The 18,997-nt window shown below is 67.5% G+C and carries 15 protein-coding genes; 4 read left to right on the top strand and 11 right to left on the bottom strand.

Going from position 1 to position 18,997, the window contains the following annotated elements; all coding sequences use genetic code 11:
- Nucleotides 1-21: 21 nt before the first annotated feature.
- Entirely contained in the window at nt 22-3,447 is a 3,426-nt protein-coding gene (locus ACXI0U_RS18455) for an AAA family ATPase (RefSeq protein ID WP_479551105.1), read from the top strand.
- Between the two features lie 130 nt (nt 3,448-3,577).
- Here the strand turns inward: ACXI0U_RS18455 and ACXI0U_RS18450 are convergent, their stop codons facing one another.
- Nucleotides 3,578-4,477, bottom strand: coding sequence for a LysR family transcriptional regulator (locus tag ACXI0U_RS18450; protein WP_479550653.1), 900 nt, complete (start codon nt 4,475-4,477; stop codon nt 3,578-3,580).
- 110 nt (nt 4,478-4,587) lie between these two features.
- Here ACXI0U_RS18450 and ACXI0U_RS18445 point away from each other — a divergent pair, with 110 nt between their 5' ends.
- Nucleotides 4,588-6,114 carry an MFS transporter gene (locus ACXI0U_RS18445; protein ID WP_479550652.1) on the top strand — a complete coding sequence of 509 codons (1,527 nt, stop codon included), beginning with the start codon at nt 4,588-4,590 and terminating at the stop codon, nt 6,112-6,114.
- A gap of 98 nt (nt 6,115-6,212) precedes the next feature.
- Here the strand turns inward: ACXI0U_RS18445 and rlmF are convergent, their stop codons facing one another.
- The 8 genes from rlmF to ACXI0U_RS18405 all read right to left on the bottom strand — a co-directional run bounded on the left by rlmF (nt 6,213) and on the right by ACXI0U_RS18405 (nt 15,450).
- Nucleotides 6,213-7,208, bottom strand: a complete 996-nt coding sequence (gene rlmF / locus ACXI0U_RS18440) for a 23S rRNA (adenine(1618)-N(6))-methyltransferase RlmF (RefSeq protein WP_479550651.1) — start codon at nt 7,206-7,208, stop codon at nt 6,213-6,215.
- A gap of 78 nt (nt 7,209-7,286) precedes the next feature.
- Nucleotides 7,287-9,116: an SLC13 family permease gene (locus tag ACXI0U_RS18435; RefSeq protein WP_479550650.1), complete on the bottom strand. Its 1,830-nt coding sequence runs from the start codon at nt 9,114-9,116 to the stop codon at nt 7,287-7,289.
- 109 nt (nt 9,117-9,225) lie between these two features.
- Nucleotides 9,226-9,522, bottom strand: a complete 297-nt coding sequence (locus ACXI0U_RS18430; RefSeq protein ID WP_184487491.1) for a winged helix-turn-helix domain-containing protein — start codon at nt 9,520-9,522, stop codon at nt 9,226-9,228.
- 13 nt (nt 9,523-9,535) lie between these two features.
- The gene (locus tag ACXI0U_RS18425; protein ID WP_316924905.1) at nt 9,536-9,985 is read right to left on the bottom strand and encodes a hypothetical protein; all 450 of its coding nucleotides are present in this window, start codon (nt 9,983-9,985) and stop codon (nt 9,536-9,538) included.
- Between the two features lie 55 nt (nt 9,986-10,040).
- The gene (locus ACXI0U_RS18420; protein ID WP_043240057.1) at nt 10,041-12,890 is read right to left on the bottom strand and encodes a valine--tRNA ligase; all 2,850 of its coding nucleotides are present in this window, start codon (nt 12,888-12,890) and stop codon (nt 10,041-10,043) included.
- Nucleotides 12,891-12,999: 109 nt separating this feature from the next.
- Nucleotides 13,000-13,473 carry a DNA polymerase III subunit chi gene (locus tag ACXI0U_RS18415; RefSeq protein WP_479550649.1) on the bottom strand — a complete coding sequence of 158 codons (474 nt, stop codon included), beginning with the start codon at nt 13,471-13,473 and terminating at the stop codon, nt 13,000-13,002.
- 9 nt (nt 13,474-13,482) lie between these two features.
- Nucleotides 13,483-13,902, bottom strand: a complete 420-nt coding sequence (locus ACXI0U_RS18410; protein ID WP_184487495.1) for a DNA polymerase III subunit chi — start codon at nt 13,900-13,902, stop codon at nt 13,483-13,485.
- Between the two features lie 63 nt (nt 13,903-13,965).
- Entirely contained in the window at nt 13,966-15,450 is a 1,485-nt protein-coding gene (locus ACXI0U_RS18405; protein ID WP_021220860.1) for a leucyl aminopeptidase, read from the bottom strand.
- A gap of 143 nt (nt 15,451-15,593) precedes the next feature.
- Between ACXI0U_RS18405 and lptF the strand changes: the two genes are divergently transcribed.
- The gene (lptF, locus tag ACXI0U_RS18400) at nt 15,594-16,712 is read left to right on the top strand and encodes an LPS export ABC transporter permease LptF (RefSeq protein ID WP_043240067.1); all 1,119 of its coding nucleotides are present in this window, start codon (nt 15,594-15,596) and stop codon (nt 16,710-16,712) included.
- Nucleotides 16,705-17,766: an LPS export ABC transporter permease LptG gene (lptG, locus tag ACXI0U_RS18395; RefSeq protein WP_374978832.1), complete on the top strand. Its 1,062-nt coding sequence runs from the start codon at nt 16,705-16,707 to the stop codon at nt 17,764-17,766. Before lptF ends, lptG begins: the two co-directional genes overlap by 8 nt.
- Nucleotides 17,767-17,829: 63 nt before the next feature.
- Here the strand turns inward: lptG and ACXI0U_RS18390 are convergent, their stop codons facing one another.
- Nucleotides 17,830-18,327: an RDD family protein gene (locus ACXI0U_RS18390; RefSeq protein WP_043240071.1), complete on the bottom strand. Its 498-nt coding sequence runs from the start codon at nt 18,325-18,327 to the stop codon at nt 17,830-17,832.
- Nucleotides 18,328-18,440: 113 nt separating this feature from the next.
- Nucleotides 18,441-18,653: a cold-shock protein gene (locus ACXI0U_RS18385; protein WP_003298189.1), complete on the bottom strand. Its 213-nt coding sequence runs from the start codon at nt 18,651-18,653 to the stop codon at nt 18,441-18,443.
- Between the last annotated feature and the right edge of the window lie 344 nt (nt 18,654-18,997).

Here is an 18,997-nt window from a genome sequence, read left to right as displayed (position 1 = left end):
CCATCCCCCGGCGGCTTCTGCATGAAAATCCTCAGCCTGCGCCTGAAGAACCTCAACTCCCTCAAGGGCGAGTGGAAGATCGACTTCACCGGCGAACCCTTCGCCGGCAACGGCCTGTTCGCCATCACCGGCCCCACCGGTGCCGGCAAGACCACGCTGCTGGACGCCATCTGCCTGGCCCTCTACCACCGCACCCCGCGCATGAGCAGCGTCTCGGCCACGGTCAACGAGCTGATGACCCGCCACACCGCCGACTGCCTGGCCGAGGTGGAATTCGAGGTGAAGGGCGTGGGCTACCGTGCCTTCTGGAGCCAGCGCCGCGCCCGCGACAAGGTCGAAGGGGACTTACGGCCACCCAAGGTGGAGCTGGCGCGCATCACCGACGGCGAGATTCTCACCGACAAGATCAACGACAAGCTCAAGCAGACCGAAAGCCTCACCGGGCTGGATTTCGAGCGCTTCACCAAATCCATGCTGCTGGCCCAGGGCGGGTTCGCCGCCTTCCTCGAAGCCAGCGCCAATCAGCGTGCCGAGCTGCTGGAGGAGCTGACCGGCACCGAGGTGTACGGGCTGATCTCCGAGCGCGTCTACCAGCGCACCAAGGAGGCCGAGGCCAGCCTGGGCCAACTGCGTGCACGGGCTGAGGGCGTGGAGCTGCTCAACGCGGAGCAGCGCCAGCAACTGCAAAACGAACTCGCCGAACTCAATGGCCGTGAAAGCAGCCTGCACGGCCAGCAGGAGAGCCTGCAGCGCCAGCGCCAGTGGCGTGAGGCCCTGGCTGGCGCCGAGGCGCGCCAGCTCGCCGCGGTGCAGCAGGGGCAGGACGCCCGGCAGGCGCTGGAGCAGGCCGGGCCGCAACTGCAGCGCCTGGCCGAGAGCGAGCCGGCCGAGCGCCTGCGCCCGCCGCACCGTGACTGGCAGCGCGCCGGGCAGGCCGCTACCGAAGCGGCCGAGGCCCTGGCCCAGGTGCGTGAACAGAAGGCTCAGGCCGCCCGCGAGGTGGCCGATGGCCTGTGGCAGGCGCGGGGCTACAGCCAGCAGCGGCTGGCGGCACTCGCCGCCCGCCGCGATGGGCTGGCCGAGCAACGGGGCCAGATTGAGGCGCTGCTGGCGGCCAACCCGCAACACGGCCTGCTGGGCGAGCGCCTGGGCGCCTGGCGTGAACAGCTCGGTGCGCGCCGACACCTGGCGCAGGCCATCGCCCAGTCGCTGGCCCGCCAGCAGCAGGAACGGCAGGACGCCGAGCAGCTGGCGCAGCGCATCGTCGGCTTCCAGGCGGCATTGGCGGAAAGCGATCAGCACCTGGAGCAGGCCCGCGCCGCCGAAGCCCTGCGCCAGGCTGCCTTGGCCACACTGCTGGCCGGTGATTCCGAAACCGCCCTGCGCGAGCGCTGGCAGCGCCTCAGCGACCAGGGCCACCAACTCGCCCGCCTGCAGCAGCTGGCGGAAAACCGCACGCGCCTGGAACGGCAACTGGCCGATACCCGGGGAGGCATCGACACCGACAGCCGTGCGCAGGCGGAAAAGGTCGCCGTGCGAGACGCCCTGCGCCTGCAGTTCACCGACCTCAAGCAACAGATCCAGGACAAGGAAAAGCTGCTGGAGCAGGAGCAGCGCATCCTCAAGCTGGAGGCCCATCGCGCCGCCTTGCAGCCCGGCGAGGCCTGCCCGCTGTGCGGTTCCCACGAACACCCGGCCATCGCGGCCTATGGCGCGCTGGATGTCTCGGAGACCCAGGCCGCGTTGCAGGCCAAGCGCGCCGAGCAGGACCAGGTGCGCGAACGGGGGGCGGCCCTAAATACCGAGCTGGCCGCGCTGGAAGCGCACCTGCGCCAGCGCCAGCAGGACGAGCAGCGCCTGCAGGATGAATTGCAACAGTTGCAGGCGCAGTGGCAGCAGCACTGCACCGCCCTGGGCCAGCCACTGGTCGATGGCCCGGCGGTGGCAGAGGCCCAGGCGCAGCAACAGGCGGAGCTCGCCGCCCTGCAACGCAGCCTGGGTGAGCTGGATGGCCTCAAGCAGGCCCTCGAAGGCGCCCGTGTCCAGCGCGAGCAGGCGCAGCGCCTGCAACTGGAAGCCGCCCAGGGGCATGCCCTGGCCTTGCAGGAACAGGACACCTTGCGCCGCCGCGAAGCGGAGAACGCGGAGCAACTGGGCCAGCTCCAGGCGCAGCAGGTGCGCCAGGAGTCGGAGCTGGGCGCGGCCCTGGGCGAGCTCGGCTACGCCTTGCCGGAGGACAACGAGCGCTGGCTGTATGAGCGCGACGCCGAGTGGCGCACCTGGCGTGACGCCCAGGCCCTGCAGCAGCGCCTGGAGCGCGACGAGCACCTGCTGCTGGCCGAGCTGCAAACCGCCGAAGGCGCCGCCACGCGCTGGCAGCAGCGCTGGGGCGAGCTGGCGCAGCCCGATGGCGAAGCCCTGGCCGCTGTGGATAACCCCGCCACTACCCTGGAGCAGGCCGAGCAGCGGCTGGCGCAGGCCCAGGAGCGTAGCCAGGCGCTGGGTGGGCGCGAGCACACCCTGGTCGAGCAACTGGAGGCCGCACAGGCCTCGCTCGACGCCCAGCGTGGTGCCTGGGAGCAGGCGTTGGCGCAGAGCCCCTTCGCCGACGAGGTGCAGTACCTGGCCGCGCTGCTGGACGAGGACGCGCGCAACCAGTTGCTGGCCCTCAAGGCCCACCTGGAGAAGGCCTGGACCGAAGCCCAGGCCCTGGAAGCCTCAGCCCGGCAGAGCCTGGCGGAATTGCAGGCGACGCCACAGACCGAGCTGGCCCTGGTGGAGCTGGACGAGCAGCTGCAGGCGCTGCAACTGCAGTTGCGCGAACTGGCCCAGCGCCAGGGCGAGCTGCGCGGGCAACTGAGCGGCGACGAGCAGCGCCGGCAGAACCAGCAGGCGCTGTTCGCCGAAATCGCCGCCCAGGAAGGCGCCTGCGACCTCTGGCAGCGCCTCAACGGCCTGATCGGCTCGGCCGACGGCGCCAAGTACCGCCGCTTCGCCCAGGGGCTGACCCTGGATCACCTGATCCACCTGGCCAACCAGCAGCTGGAGCGCCTGCACGGCCGCTACCAGCTGCGCCGTCGCGCCCTGGGCGAGCTGGAGCTGGAAGTGGTGGACACCTGGCAGGCCGATGTCGCCCGGGACTGCCGCACCCTGTCCGGCGGCGAGAGCTTCCTGGTCAGCCTGGCGCTGGCCCTGGCGCTTTCCGACCTGGTCAGCCACAAGACCAGCATCGATTCGCTGTTCCTCGACGAGGGCTTCGGCACCCTCGACGGCGAAACCCTGGAAGTGGCCCTCGACGCCCTGGATGCGCTCAATGCCAGCGGCAAGATGATCGGCGTGATCAGCCACGTCGAAGCGCTCAAGGAGCGCATCCCGGTGCAGCTCAAGGTGCACAAGGGCGTGGGCATGGGCTACAGCCGCCTGGAGGCGCGCTTCGCCGTCCCATAACTCGGACTTCGGCGCTGAGGTGTTTGTAGTTCGTAGGATGGGTAGAGCGCAGCGAAACCCATGCTGTGATGGGACCGCTGCGCGCTCCTTGGCGACTGAAGTCGCCCCTACAGGTAGCAGAGGCCTGCGTTCACACCTGGCTCTGGTCGAGGAACAGGTGCTCGGCGAGGAAGTCGACGAACACCCGCAGCTTGGCGGGCATCTGCTTGTAGCAGGGCCAGAGGGCGCGGAAGTGGCCGGCGTGCTGGTTGCGGTCTTCGAGCACCGTCTGCAACTGGCCGCTGGCCAGGGCGTCGCGTATGGCGAAGTCGGGCAGGCAGGTGATGCCCATGCCTTCGCTGGCAACGCGGATCAGGGTGTCGGCGTGGTTGCACACCAGGGTGGTGGGCAACTGCGGTTCGCTTTCGCCGGGTGAGAGCAGCAGGGGCCATTTCTGGAGCTTGCCGGTGCTGGGGAACTTGTAGTGCAGGCAGGCGTGTTGCTCCAGGTCGGCCGGCACCCGCGGCGTGCCACGGGTGGCGAAGTACTCGGGCGAGCCCACCAGCTGCAGGTGGAAGGCACCGAGCTGGCGGGCACGCAGGCGCGAGTCCTCGGGGATGCCGCTGCGCACCACCACGTCGAAGCCTTCCTCGATCACGTCCACCAGGCGGTCGCTGAAATCCAGGTCCAGCTCGATGCCGGGGTAGCGGCGCATGAAGGCCGGCAGCACCACGGGGAAGAGGCCCAGCACCAGGGGCAGGCTGACCCGCAGGCGGCCGCTGGGCTCCTGGGTGTTCTGCGACAGCTCGTGCTCGGCCGCCTCCAGCTCACCGAGGATGCGCCGGCAGCGTTCGAGGAACAGCGTGCCTTCCACCGTGAGGTTGATGCTGCGGGTGTTGCGGTGGAACAGGCGCACTCCCAGGTGCTGTTCCAGGCGGGCGATGCCCTTGCCCACCGCCGAGGCGGAGATGCCCAGCACGCGACCGGCGGCGACGAAGCTCTGGCTTTCGGTGACCTGGACGAAGAGGGCGAGGCGGTTGAGGCTTTCCATGGCGCTTCCGATTGCGGACTCAGGCTTCCGTTAAGTGCGGAATACTAGCCTGTTTTTCCGCAATTACCGCCGCCATAACCTGCTCCGACTTTCCTTGCGGAGCTTCCGAAATGACCGATTCATCCCTTTCCGACGGTGCTCGCCGCTGGCTGCTGCTGGCTGCCTGCCTGACGGCGGTGCTGATCCCGCTGTGCTTCACCGGCCCGGCGGTGGTGCTGCCGGCCATCAGCCAGGCCCTGGGCGGTTCGGCGGTGGAGCTCGGCTGGATCACCAATGGCTACATCCTCGCCTATGGCAGCGCGATGATGGCGGCCGGCAGCCTGGCCGACATCCACGGGCGCAAGCGCGTGTGGCTGGTGGGCCTGGCGCTGTTCGCGGCGGTGACCCTGGTGATTCCCTTCGCGCCCACGGTGCTGTGGTTCGACCTGTTGCGCGTGCTCCAGGGCCTGGGTGGTTCCGCCGCCTTCGCCGGGGCCATGGCGGCGCTGGCCCAGGAATTCCACGGCCCGATCCGCACCCGGGTGTTCAGCCTGCTGGGCACCACCTTCGGCCTGGGGCTGGCGTTCGGCCCGTTGCTGGCCGGCCTGCTGAGCGATGGCCTGGGCTGGCGCATGGTGTTCCTGCTGCCGGCCCTGTTCGGCACCGCCGGCGCGCTGCTGGTGGCCGTTTGTGCCCGCGAGAGCCGTGACCCCAATGCCCAGGGGCTGGATTGGCCGGGGGCGATCAGCTTTACCGCGATGCTCACCCTGTTCACCTGCGGCACGCTGCTGGCGCCGGAGCACGGCTGGTCGCACCCGCTGGTGCAGGGCTCGCTGTGGGGCAGCCTGGCGTTGCTGGTGGCCTTCGTGCTGATCGAACGGCGCAGCCCACGGCCGATGCTGGAGCTGGGCCTGTTCCGTCGTGCGCAGTTCGCCGGTGTTCAGTTGCTGGGGGCGTCGCCCGCCTTCGCCTTCGTGGTGCTGATCGTGCTGCTGCCGGGGCGTTTCATCGGTGTGGATGGCCTCAGCGCCGTGCAGACCGGGCAACTGATGATCGCCTTGTCGGCGCCGTTGCTGGTGGTGCCGATGTTGGCGGCCTGGCTGTCGCGCTGGTTCACCGCCGGTGTGCTGTCGGCCCTGGGCCTGGTGCTGAACGCGCTGGGGCTGTTGTGGATGAGCGAGGCGCTGGTGGCCGGGCCGCAGGCACTGGTGCTGCCGATGCTGCTGGTGGGCGTGGGCATCGGCTTGCCCTGGGGCTTGATGGACGGGCTGGCGGTGAGCGTGGTGGAGAAGGAGCGGGCGGGCATGGCCACCGGCATCTTCAACACCGTGCGGGTGTCCGGCGACGGCGTGGCCATCGCCCTGGTCGGCGCGTTGCTGGCCGCACTGATGCTGGTGGCCCTGCCGGCTTCAGCGGTGGCGCCGTCGCAACGGGTCGCCGCCGCCAGCCATGCGGCCCTGGGCGACCTGGCCCAGGCCGCGGCGATGCTGGGTATGGACCGGGCGGCGTTGCTGCCGGGCTATGACGCGGCGTTCCGCACCCTGCTGCAGGTGCTGGCGGCGGTGACCGGGCTGACGGCGGTGCTGGTGTTCGCACTGCTGGGCAGGGTGCGCACCCATGAGCCGGAGGCAGCGGGAGAGGTTCCCTGTGAGGCGTAGCCGTGCGGGTGGAGCACGCTTCATCGGTCCACCGTCGGTGTGGCCGGTAACGCCTACAAGAGCATCGCGAATGAATTCGCTCACAGGGAAGGAGCGGATCAGGCGGGCCAGCGTTCCTTGCGCCAGGCGCGGCGCTGGTTCTTCTGGAGGTAGGTCCAGGCGACGAAGCGGCTTTGCTTCTGGCCCTGGGCCATGTGCACCACGCGGATGTCGGTGGCGCCGAGGGCCTTGAGGCGCTCTTGCAGGGGCGCGACGTTGCCCGCCTTGGACACCAGGGTGCTGAACCAGAACACCTGCTGGCCGAAGGCGGCGCTTTCGTCGGCCATGCGCGCGATGAAGGCCGCTTCGCCGCCTTCGCAATGCAGCTCGTTGGACTGGCCGCCGAAGTTGAGCACCGGCAATGCGCGGCTCGGGTCCTGCTTGCCGAGGTTCTTCCACTTGCGTCGGCTGCCGCTGCGGGCTTCGTCCAGGGAGGCGTGGAAGGGCGGGTTGCACAGGGTGAAGTCGAAGCGTTCGTCGGCTTGCAGCAGGCCCTGGAAAATGTGCTGCGGGTGTTCCTGGCGGCGCAGCTCGATGGCGTCGCCATATTGCGGGTTGGCGGCGAGGATCGCGGCGGCGGAGTCCAGGGACTGCCCGTCGATGTCGGCGCCGACGAAGCGCCAGCCGTAGTCATGGTGGCCGATCAGCGGGTAGATGCAGTTGGCCCCGACGCCGATGTCCAGCCCGCGCAGGCCGGGGCCCTTGGGGATCACGCCGTCATGGGCGGCGCCCAGCAGGTCGGCCAGATGGTGCAGGTAGTCGGCGCGACCGGGGATGGGCGGGCACAGGTAGCCGGCGGGGATGTCCCACTGGCGGATGCCGTAGAACTGCTGCAGCAGCGCGCGGTTGAAGACCTTGACCGCCTCGGGGTTGGCGAAGTCGATGCTTTGCTTGCCGTAGGGGTTGAGGATGACGAAGGCGGCCAGCTCCGGGCTGCCTGCGATCAGCGCGGGGAAGTCGTAGCGGCCCTGGTGGCGGTTGCGCGGGTGCAGCGGCGTCTTGCTCCCCTCGGACGGCTTGGCCGGTGCGGTCTTGCTGGGCGGTTTGCTGGGCATGGCGAGGTCCGGGAACGAAGGGCAGGCGCGCATTATTCACAACCCGCCGGGTTTGGCCAGCCGCCGTCGGGCGGCTGGTCAGAAGGGCAGGAGCCAGGGCACCAGGAGCACGGTGACGGCCATCACCAGCAGGGTGAAGGGCACGCCGACCTTGACGAAGTCGCCGAAGCGGTACTGGCCGGGGCCGAGCACCAGGGTGTTCACCGGTGAGGAGATGGGCGTCATGAAGGCGGCCGAGGCGGCCAGGGCCACGGTCATGGCGAAGGGTTGCGGCGAGACGCCGAGCTGCTGGGCGGTGGCGATGGCCACCGGGGCCATGAGCACGGCGGTGGCGGTGTTGGAGATGAACAGGCCGATCACCGCGGTGAGCACGAACAGCGCGGCGATGACCAGGCGCGGCGTGGCATCGCCCAGCAACGCCACCAGGCCCTGCACGGCGAGGCCGATGCCGCCGGTCTGCTGCAGGGCGTGGGCGAAGGGCAGCATGCCGACGATGAGGATCAGGGTGGGCCAGTGGATGGCGCGGTAGGCGCTGTCCAGGTCGATGCAGCGGAAGGCACCCATCAGCAGGCAGCCCACCAGCGCGGCCATGACGTTGGGCACCAGGCCGCTGACCATCAGCACCACCATCACCGCCAGGCTGAGCAGGGCGTGGGGCGCCTTGTGGGCGGTGGGGGCGACTTCGTCCACCTCGGCGGGCAGGCTGAGCACCAGGAAGTCGCGGCCCTGGGCCTGCAGGCGGTGGATGTCCTTCCATTCGCCGGCCACCAGCAGGGTGTCGGAGCCCTTGAGCTTTTCATCCACCAGCACGCCTTCGAGGGGGCGGCCGTGGCGGCGCAGGCCGACGACGTTGAGGCGGTGGCGGCTGCGGAAGCCCAGTTCCTGGATGGTCTTGCCCGGCAGCTCCGATTCCGGCGGCAGGGCCACTTCGGCCAGGCCCAGCTGGTGGGCGTGCTGGCTGTAGTAGGAGGCGTTGAGGGGCATGGGCTCCAGGCCCAGCGCGTGGTAGGCACCGAGCAGGCCGATGGCGGGGCTGGCGAGGTCCACCAGCAGCACGTCGCCGGGCTCCAGCTGGGTGTTGCCGGTGGCCATCAGCAGCAGGGTGCGGAACTTGCGCTGGCGCTCGACGGCGATGACGTTGATGCCGTATTCGCGGCGCAGCTCCAGCTCGTTGAGGGCCTGGCGCGCCAGGGGCGAATCGGCGCGCACCCGCAGGCGCCGTTCGCGCTCGCTGAGGTGGTAGGCGCCGGCCAGGTCGGCGAGGGTCAGGCGCGGGGCGGCGGTGCTCTGGTCACGGGTGTCGCGGCCGAGCCAGCGGCTGGCGACGAGCATGTAGAGCACACCGAGGACCAGCACGGCGAGGCCGATGGGCGTGGGGCCGAAGAAGCCGAAGCCGTCGAAGCCGGCGCGGCGCAGTTCGCTGTGCACCACCATGTTCGGCGGCGTGGCCACCAGGGTGAGCATGCCGCTGATCAGGCCGGCGAAGGCCAGGGGCATCATCAGCCGCGCCGGGGCGATCTTCAGGCGGGCGGCGACGCCAAGCACTACGGGGATGAAGATGGCGACGATGCCGGTGGAACTCATCACCGAGCCGAGCCCGGCGACGCTGAGCATCAGCAGCACCAGCAGGCGCGTCTCGCTGCTGCCGGCGCGGGCCACCAGCCAGTCGCCCAGGCGGTAGGCGATGCCGGTGCGCACCAGGCCGTCGCCGATGATGAAGAGCGCGGCGATCAGCACCACGCTGGGGTCGCTGAAGCCGGCCAGGGCCTGCTCGGTGGTGAGCACGCCGCTCAGCGCCAGGGCGACCAGGGCCAGCAGGGCGACGGCGTCCATACGCGGGCGGTTGCGCACGAAGAGGGTGACGACCACCAGCAGCAGGCCGAGTACCCAGAGGAGTTGCGGGGTCATGGCGGGGGCTCCTGGATGGGGTGTGGCCGTTGCACCGTAGCCCGGGTTTCAACCGGAGGGGGTTCCCGGGCTGAAGCCCGGGCTACGTCTGTTTACGGGCGTGATTCTGTCAGGGGTAGCCGAGAGTGGCCTTGATCTGTTGCAGGTTGGCGGCGATCCAATGCTTGTCGATGGCGCCCCAGTCGCGGATCACGTAGTGGCCGGCGTTGTTGCGGGCGCCTTCGTCCTGCTGGAACTGGCAATCGATGTCCAGGTCGGCGAGGGCGGCGAGGGTGTCCTGGGCGGTGCGGCGGGGCATGCCGGTGGCGTCCATCAGGGCGGGGACGCTGGCGGCGGTGCCGCTGTCGATCAGCCAGGCGACGTAGAGGCGGCGGTAGAAGCTGGTCTTGGTCTTGCTGGTTTCCATGGGGGCTCCGGGTTCAGGGCGCGCGATGGCGCAGCACGCGGTGGCGGTTGGCGAAGAACAGGCGCAGGAATAGCCGCACCAGCGGGGCGCCGAACAGTGGCTCGACGGTGAGGCGGTCGATCACCTTGGTGCCATTGCCGTCCGCTTCCAGGCGGCGTTCGTGGCGCCACAGGCGCATGCCGGTCATGGGGGATTCTTCGACGAAGCCGACGCCGGGGTTGAGTTCGCGCAGGGTCAGTCGCGAGGTGCCCAGCGGCAGAAAGCCGAACAGCCAGAGGTGGCTGGTGAACAGCGGCTCGCCGGGCTGGAAGGCGAGGTCTTCGAGGTTGCGGACGCCGGCGGGCACGGTCATGCGCAGCCAGGGGCGCATTTCCTCGCGCAGGCGGTCGACGTCGGTGATCCAGCTCCAGGCCTGGCCGGGGCTGACGGCGAGGGTGGATTCGAAGCGCAGTTGGATGGGCATGTCTTCCACGTCCCTATGAAAGAGCAAGGCCCGCCGATTGGCGGGCCTTGTGGGCTTACAGGTTGGCGATCTTCTCGCGCTGCTCGGCCAGCTTGGCCAGGGCCTGTTCGGCTTCGGCCAGCTTGGCGCGCTCCTTGTCGAGCACTTCGGCCGGGGCCTTGGCGACGAAGCCTTCGTTGGCGAGCTTACCGCCGACGCGCTTCACTTCGCCGTCCAGGCGCTGGATTTCCTTGTCCAGGCGGGCTAGCTCGGCTTCCTTGTCGATCAGGCCGGCCATGGGCACCAGCACCTGCAGGTCACCCACCAGGGCGGTGGCGGACATGGGGGCTTCTTCGCCGGCAGCGAGGACGCGGACCGATTCGAACTTGGCCAGCTTGTTCAGCAGCGGGCCGTTGTCGGCGAGGCGGCGCAGGTCTTCATCGCTGGCGTTGGCCAGGACCACGTCGATGCGCTTGGCCATGGAGATCTTCATCTCGCCCCGGATCTGGCGCACGCCGAGCATCAGGGTCTTGACCCATTCGATGTCGTCTTCGGCGGCCGCGTCGATACGGGCTTCGTTGGCCACCGGCCAGGGTTGCAGCATCAGGGTGTCACCGCTGACGCCGGCCTGGGCCTTGATGCGCTGCCAGATCTCTTCGGTGATGAAGGGCATGAACGGGTGGGCCAGGCGCAGGATGACCTCCAGCACGCGCACCAGGGTGCGGCGGGTGCCACGCTGACGCTCGATGGGGGCGTTTTCGTCCCACAGCACCGGCTTGACCAGCTCAAGGTACCAAGAGCAGTACTCGTCCCAGACGAATTCGTAGAGGGCCTGGGCGGCGAGGTCGAAGCGGAAGGCGTCGAGCTGGCGGGTGACTTCGGCTTCGGTGCGCTGCAGCTGGGAGATGATCCAGCGGTCGACCGAGGACAGCTCGACGGCTTCGCCGTTGATGCCGGTGTCCTGGCCGTCGGTGTTCTCGGTGACGAAGTTGGCGGCGTTCCACAGCTTGTTGCAGAAGTTGCGGTAGCCCTCGACGCGGCCCATGTCGAACTTGATGTCGCGGCCGGTGGAGGCCAGCGAGCAGAAGGTGAAGCGCAGGGCGTCGGTGCCGTAGCTGTTGATGCCTTCGGGGAACTCGACCTTGGTCTGCTTGGCGATCTTCTCGGCCAGCTTGGGCTGCATCATGCCGCTGGTGCGTTTCTCCAACAGGGCGTCGAGGGTGATGCCGTCGACGATGTCCAGCGGGTCGAGGACGTTGCCCTTGGACTTGGACATCTTCTGGCCCTGGCCGTCGCGGACCAGGCCGTGGACGTACACGGTCTTGAAGGGGACCTGGGCGCTGCCGTCGTCGTTCTTCACCAGGTGCATGGTGAGCATGATCATCCGGGCGACCCAGAAGAAGATGATGTCGAAGCCGGTGACCAGCACGTCGGTGGGGTGGAAGGTCTTGAGGAAGTCGGTCTGTTCCGGCCAGCCGAGGGTGGAGAAGGTCCACAGGCCCGAGCTGAACCAGGTGTCGAGGACGTCGTCGTCCTGGCGCAGGGCGATGTCACCCAGGTTGTGCTTGGCGCGGACTTCGGCTTCGTCGCGGCCGACGTAGACGTTGCCGGCTTCGTCGTACCAGGCCGGGATGCGGTGGCCCCACCAGAGCTGGCGGCTGATGCACCAGTCCTGGATGTCACGCATCCAGGAGAAGTACATGTTTTCGTACTGCTTGGGCACGAACTGGATGCGACCGTCTTCCACGGCGGCGATGGCGGGTTCGGCCAGGGGCTTGGTGGAGACGTACCACTGGTCGGTCAGCCAGGGTTCGATGACGGTGCCGGAACGGTCGCCCTTGGGCACCTTGAGGGCGTGGTCGTCGATCTTTTCCAGCAGGCCGAGGGCTTCGATGTCGGCGACGATGCGCTTGCGCGCGTCGAAGCGGTCGAGGCCGGCATAGGCGGCGGGCAGGCTGCCGTCGAATTCGCCGTTGACGCTGCCGTCGATGTGGAACACCTGGGCGGTGGCGAGCACGGCGGCGTTCTTGTCGAAGATGTTGATCAGCGGCAGGTCATGGCGCTTGCCGACTTCGTAGTCGTTGAAGTCGTGGGCCGGGGTGATCTTCACGCAGCCGGTGCCGAACTCGGGGTCGCAGTAGTCATCGGCGATGATGGGGATGCGACGGCCGACCAGGGGCAGCTCGACGAACTTGCCGATCAGGGCCTTGTAGCGCTCGTCTTCCGGGTGCACGGCCACGGCGCTGTCGCCGAGCAGGGTTTCCGGACGGGTGGTGGCGACCACCAGGTGGTCCTTGCCGTCGGCGGTCTTCAGGCCGTCGGCCAGCGGGTAGCGCAGGTTCCACAGGTGGCCCTTCTCGTCGTGGCTTTCCACTTCGAGGTCGGAGATGGCGGTGTGGAATTTGGTGTCCCAGTTGACCAGGCGCTTGCCACGGTAGATCAGGCCATCCGCGTGCAGGCGCACGAAGGCTTCCTTGACCGCTTCGGAGAGGCCGTCGTCCATGGTGAAGCGCTCGCGCGACCAGTCGACGGAGGAGCCGAGGCGGCGGATCTGGCGGGTGATGGTGCCGCCGGACTGTTCCTTCCATTCCCAGACCTTGTCGAGGAACTTCTCGCGGCCGAGGTCATGGCGATCGACGCCCTGGGCGGCCAGCTGGCGCTCCACCACCATCTGGGTGGCGATGCCGGCGTGGTCGGTGCCCGGCTGCCACAGGGTGTTGCGACCCTGCATGCGGCGGAAGCGGATTAGCGCATCCATGATGGCGTTGTTGAAGCCATGACCCATGTGCAGGCTGCCGGTGACGTTCGGCGGCGGGATCATGATGGTGTAGGACTCGCCGGAGCCTTGCGGGGCGAAGTAGTTGTTCTTCTCCCAGGTCTGGTACCAGGAGGTTTCGATGGCGTGGGGCTGGTAGGTCTTGTCCATGGTGCGGCGGGACCGTGTCGGCAACTGATCGGAAAGCCGCCGAGTATAGCGGCTGCGGGTACAAGCCCCAAGCGCGGGGCGCGATGGGGCGGCGCGAGGCGCGCGCCGGTCAGCCGCGGCGGGGCGGCTGGGGCAGGAGGCGGGTCAGGCGTGCGCTGAGGCGGCGCTTGAGCTCGGCTTCTATCTGGGGCACGAAATCGTCGATGACGTCTTGCAGGATGAGTTGCGCGGCGGCGCGCAGCTCGGTGTCCAGGCGGCTGAATTCCTGGGCGCTGGCGGCTTCGGCGCTGCGCTGCAGGGCGGACTGGATGGGCGTGGCGCTCGGCTGCTCGACCCGCGCTGCAAGTGCGGGGGCGGGCTGCACGGCCGGAGCCGGGCGCGGGGCGGCGGGTTCGCTGCCCAGCGGGGTGAGCTCGAAGGGCGGCGGTTCGACGATTTCGGAGAGCAGGGGGATGCTGTCCGGGTCGACGGACTCGGTGAGCAGAGGCGGCTCGCTGCTGGTGTGTTCATCGAGCAGGGCGCGGATCGACTCGAGGTCGTCGAGCAGGTGAGCGGGCTTTTGCGGCGGTCTGGAGTTGTCCATGGGGCGTACTTAGAGTTCGACTCGCTTTGGATCATAGCCGCGCTGGCGATAGGTCCGGAAATTCTCACGGCAGGCGGCCAGCAGCGCCGGCTCCTGGTTGACGATCTCGATGATGCGGCTGAAGCGTTCGAGATGCGGCGAGAGGCTGGCGTCGAGGTTGATCAGCAGGCCCTGGGCGGCTTCGGGCTGTTCGTTGGCGCCGATCACCACCGGTGCCTGCGGGTCGTCTTCATGCTGGCTGTGGGGGATGAAGGTTTCGGCCTTGAAGCGCCACATCAGCTCGTCCAGCTCGTTGCCCTGGGCCTTGTCGGCGCAGCGCACGAACACCGGCAGGCCATGGCGCCAGGCCTTGCTCGCCAGCTGGCAGGCGGCGCGCAGGCGGTCCGCCGGGCTGCTGGAAGAAAGGACGTAGAACTCGACGCGGGTCATGGCTGGGTGTTCCTGAGGTGAGGCGGGGGCCCGGCGGCCTGTGCCGCCGGGCGATGCTGCAGTTTACACGCGGTCCAGCAGGTACTGGGTGAGCAGGGGCACCGGACGACCGGTGGCGCCCTTGTCCTTGCCACCGCTGACCCAGGCGGTGCCGGCGATGTCGAGGTGGGCCCAGTGGAACTTCTTGGCGAAGCGCGACAGGAAGCAGCCGGCGGTGATGGTGCCGGCCTTGGGGCCGCCGATGTTGGCGATGTCGGCGAAGGGGCTGTCGAGCTGCTCCTGGTATTCGTCGAACAGCGGCAGCTGCCAGGCGCGGTCGTCGGCGTATTCGCCTGCCTTGAGGATCTGCTTCACCAGGCCGTCGTTGTTGCCCATGAGGCCGGAGACGTTGCTGCCCAGGGCGACGATGCAGGCACCGGTGAGGGTGGCGATGTCGATCACCGCCTGGGGCTTGAAGCGCTCGGCGTAGGTGAGGGTGTCGCACAGCACCAGGCGGCCTTCGGCGTCGGTGTTGAGGATCTCGACGGTCTGGCCGCTCATGGTGGTGACGATGTCACCGGGGCGGGTGGCGCCGCCGCTGGGCATGTTTTCGGCGCAGGCCAGCAGGCCGACGACGTTAATCGGCAGCTGCAGCTCGAGCAGGGCACGGAAGGTGCCGAGCACGCTGGCGGCGCCGCACATGTCGTACTTCATCTCGTCCATGCCGGCGGCGGGCTTGATGCTGATGCCGCCGGTGTCGAAGGTGATGCCCTTGCCTACGAGGGCGTAGGGTTTGTCGTCCTTCTTGCCGCCCTGGTAGTTGAGCACGATCATCCGCGGCGGCTGGTCGCTGCCCTGCGCGACGGCGAGGAAGGCACCGGCGCCGAGCTCCTTGAGCTTCTTCTCGTCCAGTACTTCGACCTTGAGGTTCTTGTGGGCCTTGGCCAGTGCCTTGGCTTCCTCGGCGAGGAAGCTGGGGTGGCAGAGGTTCGGCGGCAGGTTGCCGAGGTCCTTGGTGAAGGCCATGCCGGTGGCGATGGCCTGGGCATGGGCGCTGCCGCGCTCGACGTCGGCGACTTCGGCCTTCTCGGCCAGCAGGGTGATTTTCTTCAGCGCCGGGGCATCGGCCTTGGTGCTTTTGAAGCGGTCGAAGCGGTAGGTGCCGTCGGCCAGGGTTTCCACCAGCAGGCGGGCCTTGCCGTAGGCGTCGCGGCCCTTGACCGCGAGTTCGCCCAGGGCCAGTACGGCGTCGCTGCCGCCAAGGCCCTTGAGCACGCCGTTGACGGCGGCGGCGACCTTGCGGAACTGGCGGTCGCCGAGTTCACGTTCCTTGCCCACGCCCACCAGCAGCACGCGGTCGGCCTTGAGGTTGGGCAGGCTGTGCAGCAGCAGGGTCTGGCCGACCTTGCCGGCGATATCGCCACGCTTGAGCAGGGCGCTGATCGCGCCACCGGTGGCGCCATCCAGTGCGCTGGCGGCGGTGCCCAGTTTGCGGCCTTCGCTGACGGCGACGACCAGGGTGGCGGTTTTCAGGGTTTCGGGACGAGCGCTTTTGACGAGGAATTCCATGACGTATGTCCCCAAGACAAAGAGTCGGGATTGCAGGATATAATGCCGGCCATTTTTCAGTGGTCCGCCGGTTCGGCGGGCTGGCCACAAAGCGGCTAGTTTGAGCGTAGCCGCCTGAGCCTGACAACCCTGGAGTGTCTGGTTTGATTGTCTTCCGTTATCTATCCCGCGAAGTCCTGGTCACCCTGAGCGCCGTAAGTGCGGTGCTGCTGGTGATCATCATGAGTGGTCGCTTCATCAAGTACCTGGCCCAGGCCGCGCAAGGCGTCCTGGACCCGGGCGTGCTGTTCCTGATCATGGGCTTCCGCCTGCCGGGCTTCCTTGAACTGATCCTGCCGCTGGGTTTGTTCCTCGGCTTCCTCCTGGCCTATGGCCGGCTCTACCTGGACAGCGAGATGACCGTGCTCGCCGCCACCGGCATGAGCCAGCAACGGCTGATGGCCTACAGCCTGGCGCCGGCGACCCTGGTGGCGCTGCTGGTGGCCTGGCTGAGCCTGGGCCTGGCGCCCCAGGGCGTGGCCCAGGTGGCGCGCATCCTCAATGAGCAGGACGCGCTGACCGAGTTCGACACCCTGGTGCCGGGCCGCTTCCAGACCATGAAGAACGGCACGCGGGTGACCTATACCGAGAGCCTCTCGGCCGACCGTGGCGAGCTGGGTGGGGTGTTCATCTCCGAGAAGCGCCTGTCGCAGAACAACAAGGAGCGCGGCATCGGCGTGCTGGTGGCGGAGAAGGGCAGCCAGGTTATCCACAAGGATGGCAGCCGCTACCTGATCCTGGAGAACGGCTACCGCTACGACGGTAACCCGGGCAAGGCCGACTACCGCGCCATCAAGTACGAGACCTACGGCATCCTCCTGCCCAAGCCGGAAATCAGCGGCGAGATCGGCGAGCGCGAGGCGATCCCGACCTCCGAGCTGATCGGCAGTGACAACCCGCGCTACCAGGCCGAGCTGCAATGGCGCCTGTCCATTCCGCTGCTGGTGTTCGTGGTGACCCTGCTGGCGGTGCCGCTGTCGCGGGTCAATCCGCGCCAGGGCCGCTTCCTCAAGCTGCTGCCGGCGATCCTTCTTTATATGGCTTACCTGTCCCTGCTGATCGCTGCGCGCGGCCAGCTGGACAAAGGCAAGATCCCCATGGCGCTCGGCCTCTGGTGGGTGCACGGGATGTTCCTGCTGGTGGGCCTGTCATTGCTTTACTGGGAGCCGTTGCGGCTGAAGTGGGCAGCTCGTCGTGATGCCCGTGAGGTGGCCCATGGTTAGGTTGGATCGTTATATCGGCACCAGCGTGTTCTTCGGCATCCTCGCGGTGCTGGGGGTGATAGTCGGGCTGGCGCTGCTGTTCGCCTTCATCGATGAACTGGGCGATGTGGATGGCTCCTACGGTGTGCTGGAAGCGGCCACCTATGTGCTGATGACCACGCCGCGCCGGGTTTACGAGATGCTGCCGATGGCGGCGCTGATCGGCAGCCTGATCGGTCTTGGCGGCCTGGCCAGCAGCAGCGAGCTGACCATCATGCGCGCGGCGGGCGTGTCCATCGGACGCATCGTCTGGGCGGTGATGAAGCCGCTGCTGGTGCTGATGCTAGTGGGCGTGCTGATCGGCGAGTACGTCGCGCCCTGGAGCGAGAACCTGGCACAGGGCAACCGCGCCCTGGCGCAAGGCGGCGGTGAGGCGCAGAGCGCCAAGCGTGGTCTGTGGCACCGTCAGGGTAACCAGTACGTGCATATCAACGCCGTGCAGCCCAATGGCGTGCTCTATGGTGTGACCCGCTACGACTTCGACGGCGAACGCCATATGCAGTCGGCGAGCTTCGCCCGGCGCGCCCTGTACCAGGCCGATCACTGGCAACTGGAAGATGTTTCCACCACCTACTTCCGTGGTGACCACACCGAAGTGGTGGAAGCGGCGAACGAGCGCTGGGACATCGAGCTGAACCCGCAGCTGCTGGGCACTGTGGTGATGGAGCCCGAGGCCCTGTCGATCACCGGCCTGTGGCGCTACACCCATTACCTGGCGGACCAGGGGCTGAACAACGGCCGCTACTGGCTGGCGTTCTGGACCAAGGTGCTGCAGCCGCTGGTCACCGGTGCGCTGGTGCTGATGGCGATCTCCTTCATCTTCGGCCCGCTGCGCTCGGTGACCCTGGGGCAGCGCGTGTTCACTGGCGTGGTGATCGGCTTCGTGGTGCGCATCAGCCAGGACCTGCTTGGCCCGTCCAGTCTGGTGTTCGGCTTCTCGCCGCTGCTGGCGGTGCTGATCCCTGCGGGTATCTGCGCTCTGGCCGGTGCCTGGCTGTTGAGGCGTGCGGGGTAGTTTCCCCGGGCATGAAAAAGCCGGCTGCGAGCCGGCTTTTTCTTGGGCGCGATTCGGGTGGCGCTACTTCTTGTGGATGTTCTTCGGCAGCTGGACGACCTGGCTGTCGGAGTACATGTCGTGCCAGCTGCGTTTCTGCTTGTCGACGATCATCCACAGGAAGCCGAGGCCGAAGCACAGCCAGGAACCGATGGCGACCACGAAGCGCAGCAGGGCCTGCCACAGGCTGATGGCCGAGCCGTCGCGATTCTGGATGCGCACGCCCCAGACCTGCATGCCGAGGGTTTGGCCGCCGCGCATCCAGAACTTGCTGAAGAAGGCGAAGAGGCTGAGGAACAGCAGGCTGGAAAGCACCGGGTCGCCGATCAGTGCGCCCTGTTCGGCCATCTGCCGCAGGCGTTCGCCGCCGAAGATCGCGCGCAGGATCGCCTGCTGATAGAAGAGGGTGACGACCATCATCAGGGCAACGCAGAGAAGGAAGTCGTAGAAGATTGCAGCGAAGCGGCGGATAGGACCCGCGACGGGGAAATCGCCTTCGGGACGCAGTTTCTGGTTCGGCATGGAAAGCCCTTGCAAACGTGGGGTCGCGACATTCTAAGGGCTGGGCTCCATAGAATCACGGGCATAAAAAAACCCCTGATGTTTCCATCAGGGGTTCTTTCAAAGCAGAAGGCTTAGCCCAGGATTTGAACCTGGTCAGCCTGCATGCCTTTTTGACCTTGCACAGCTACGAAGCTGACTTTCTGGCCTTCTTTCAGGCTCTTGAAGCCGTTACCTTCGATAGCGCGGAAGTGCACGAACAGATCCGGACCGCTTTCGGGGGTGATGAAACCAAAACCCTTCTCGTCGTTGAACCACTTAACGGTGCCGTTTTGACGATTCGACATGTCTTATTTCCTTGAAACTAGAGTTGATGACAGCCTCTTGCTTTTCTTAAAGCATAGAGGGCTGGAACTGGTTGCAGAGAGTAAGAGAAGTCGAGCGGGATGTAGCGGATCTGTAGGATCTACTGCACCAGGTCACGATTCAACAGCGACCCATGCAAACACAGTGCGCACACTCTACGCTAACTTTCTTGGAATTGCCAACCCCCCGAAAGGTCAATCCTAGGCGGGGTTTGAGAAGATTTCCAGTACCGATGTACGGCTTCTGAAAAAGGTGTTTCGGCAGGGCTGTTTTGAGGTGTAGCGATGGGCTGCAGCTCGCGAGAAATGCGGGCTTGCTGAAGTCG

The organism is Pseudomonas sp. C9D1, assembly GCF_056491235.1.
This window is presented reverse-complemented; position numbering and strand designations above follow the sequence as displayed.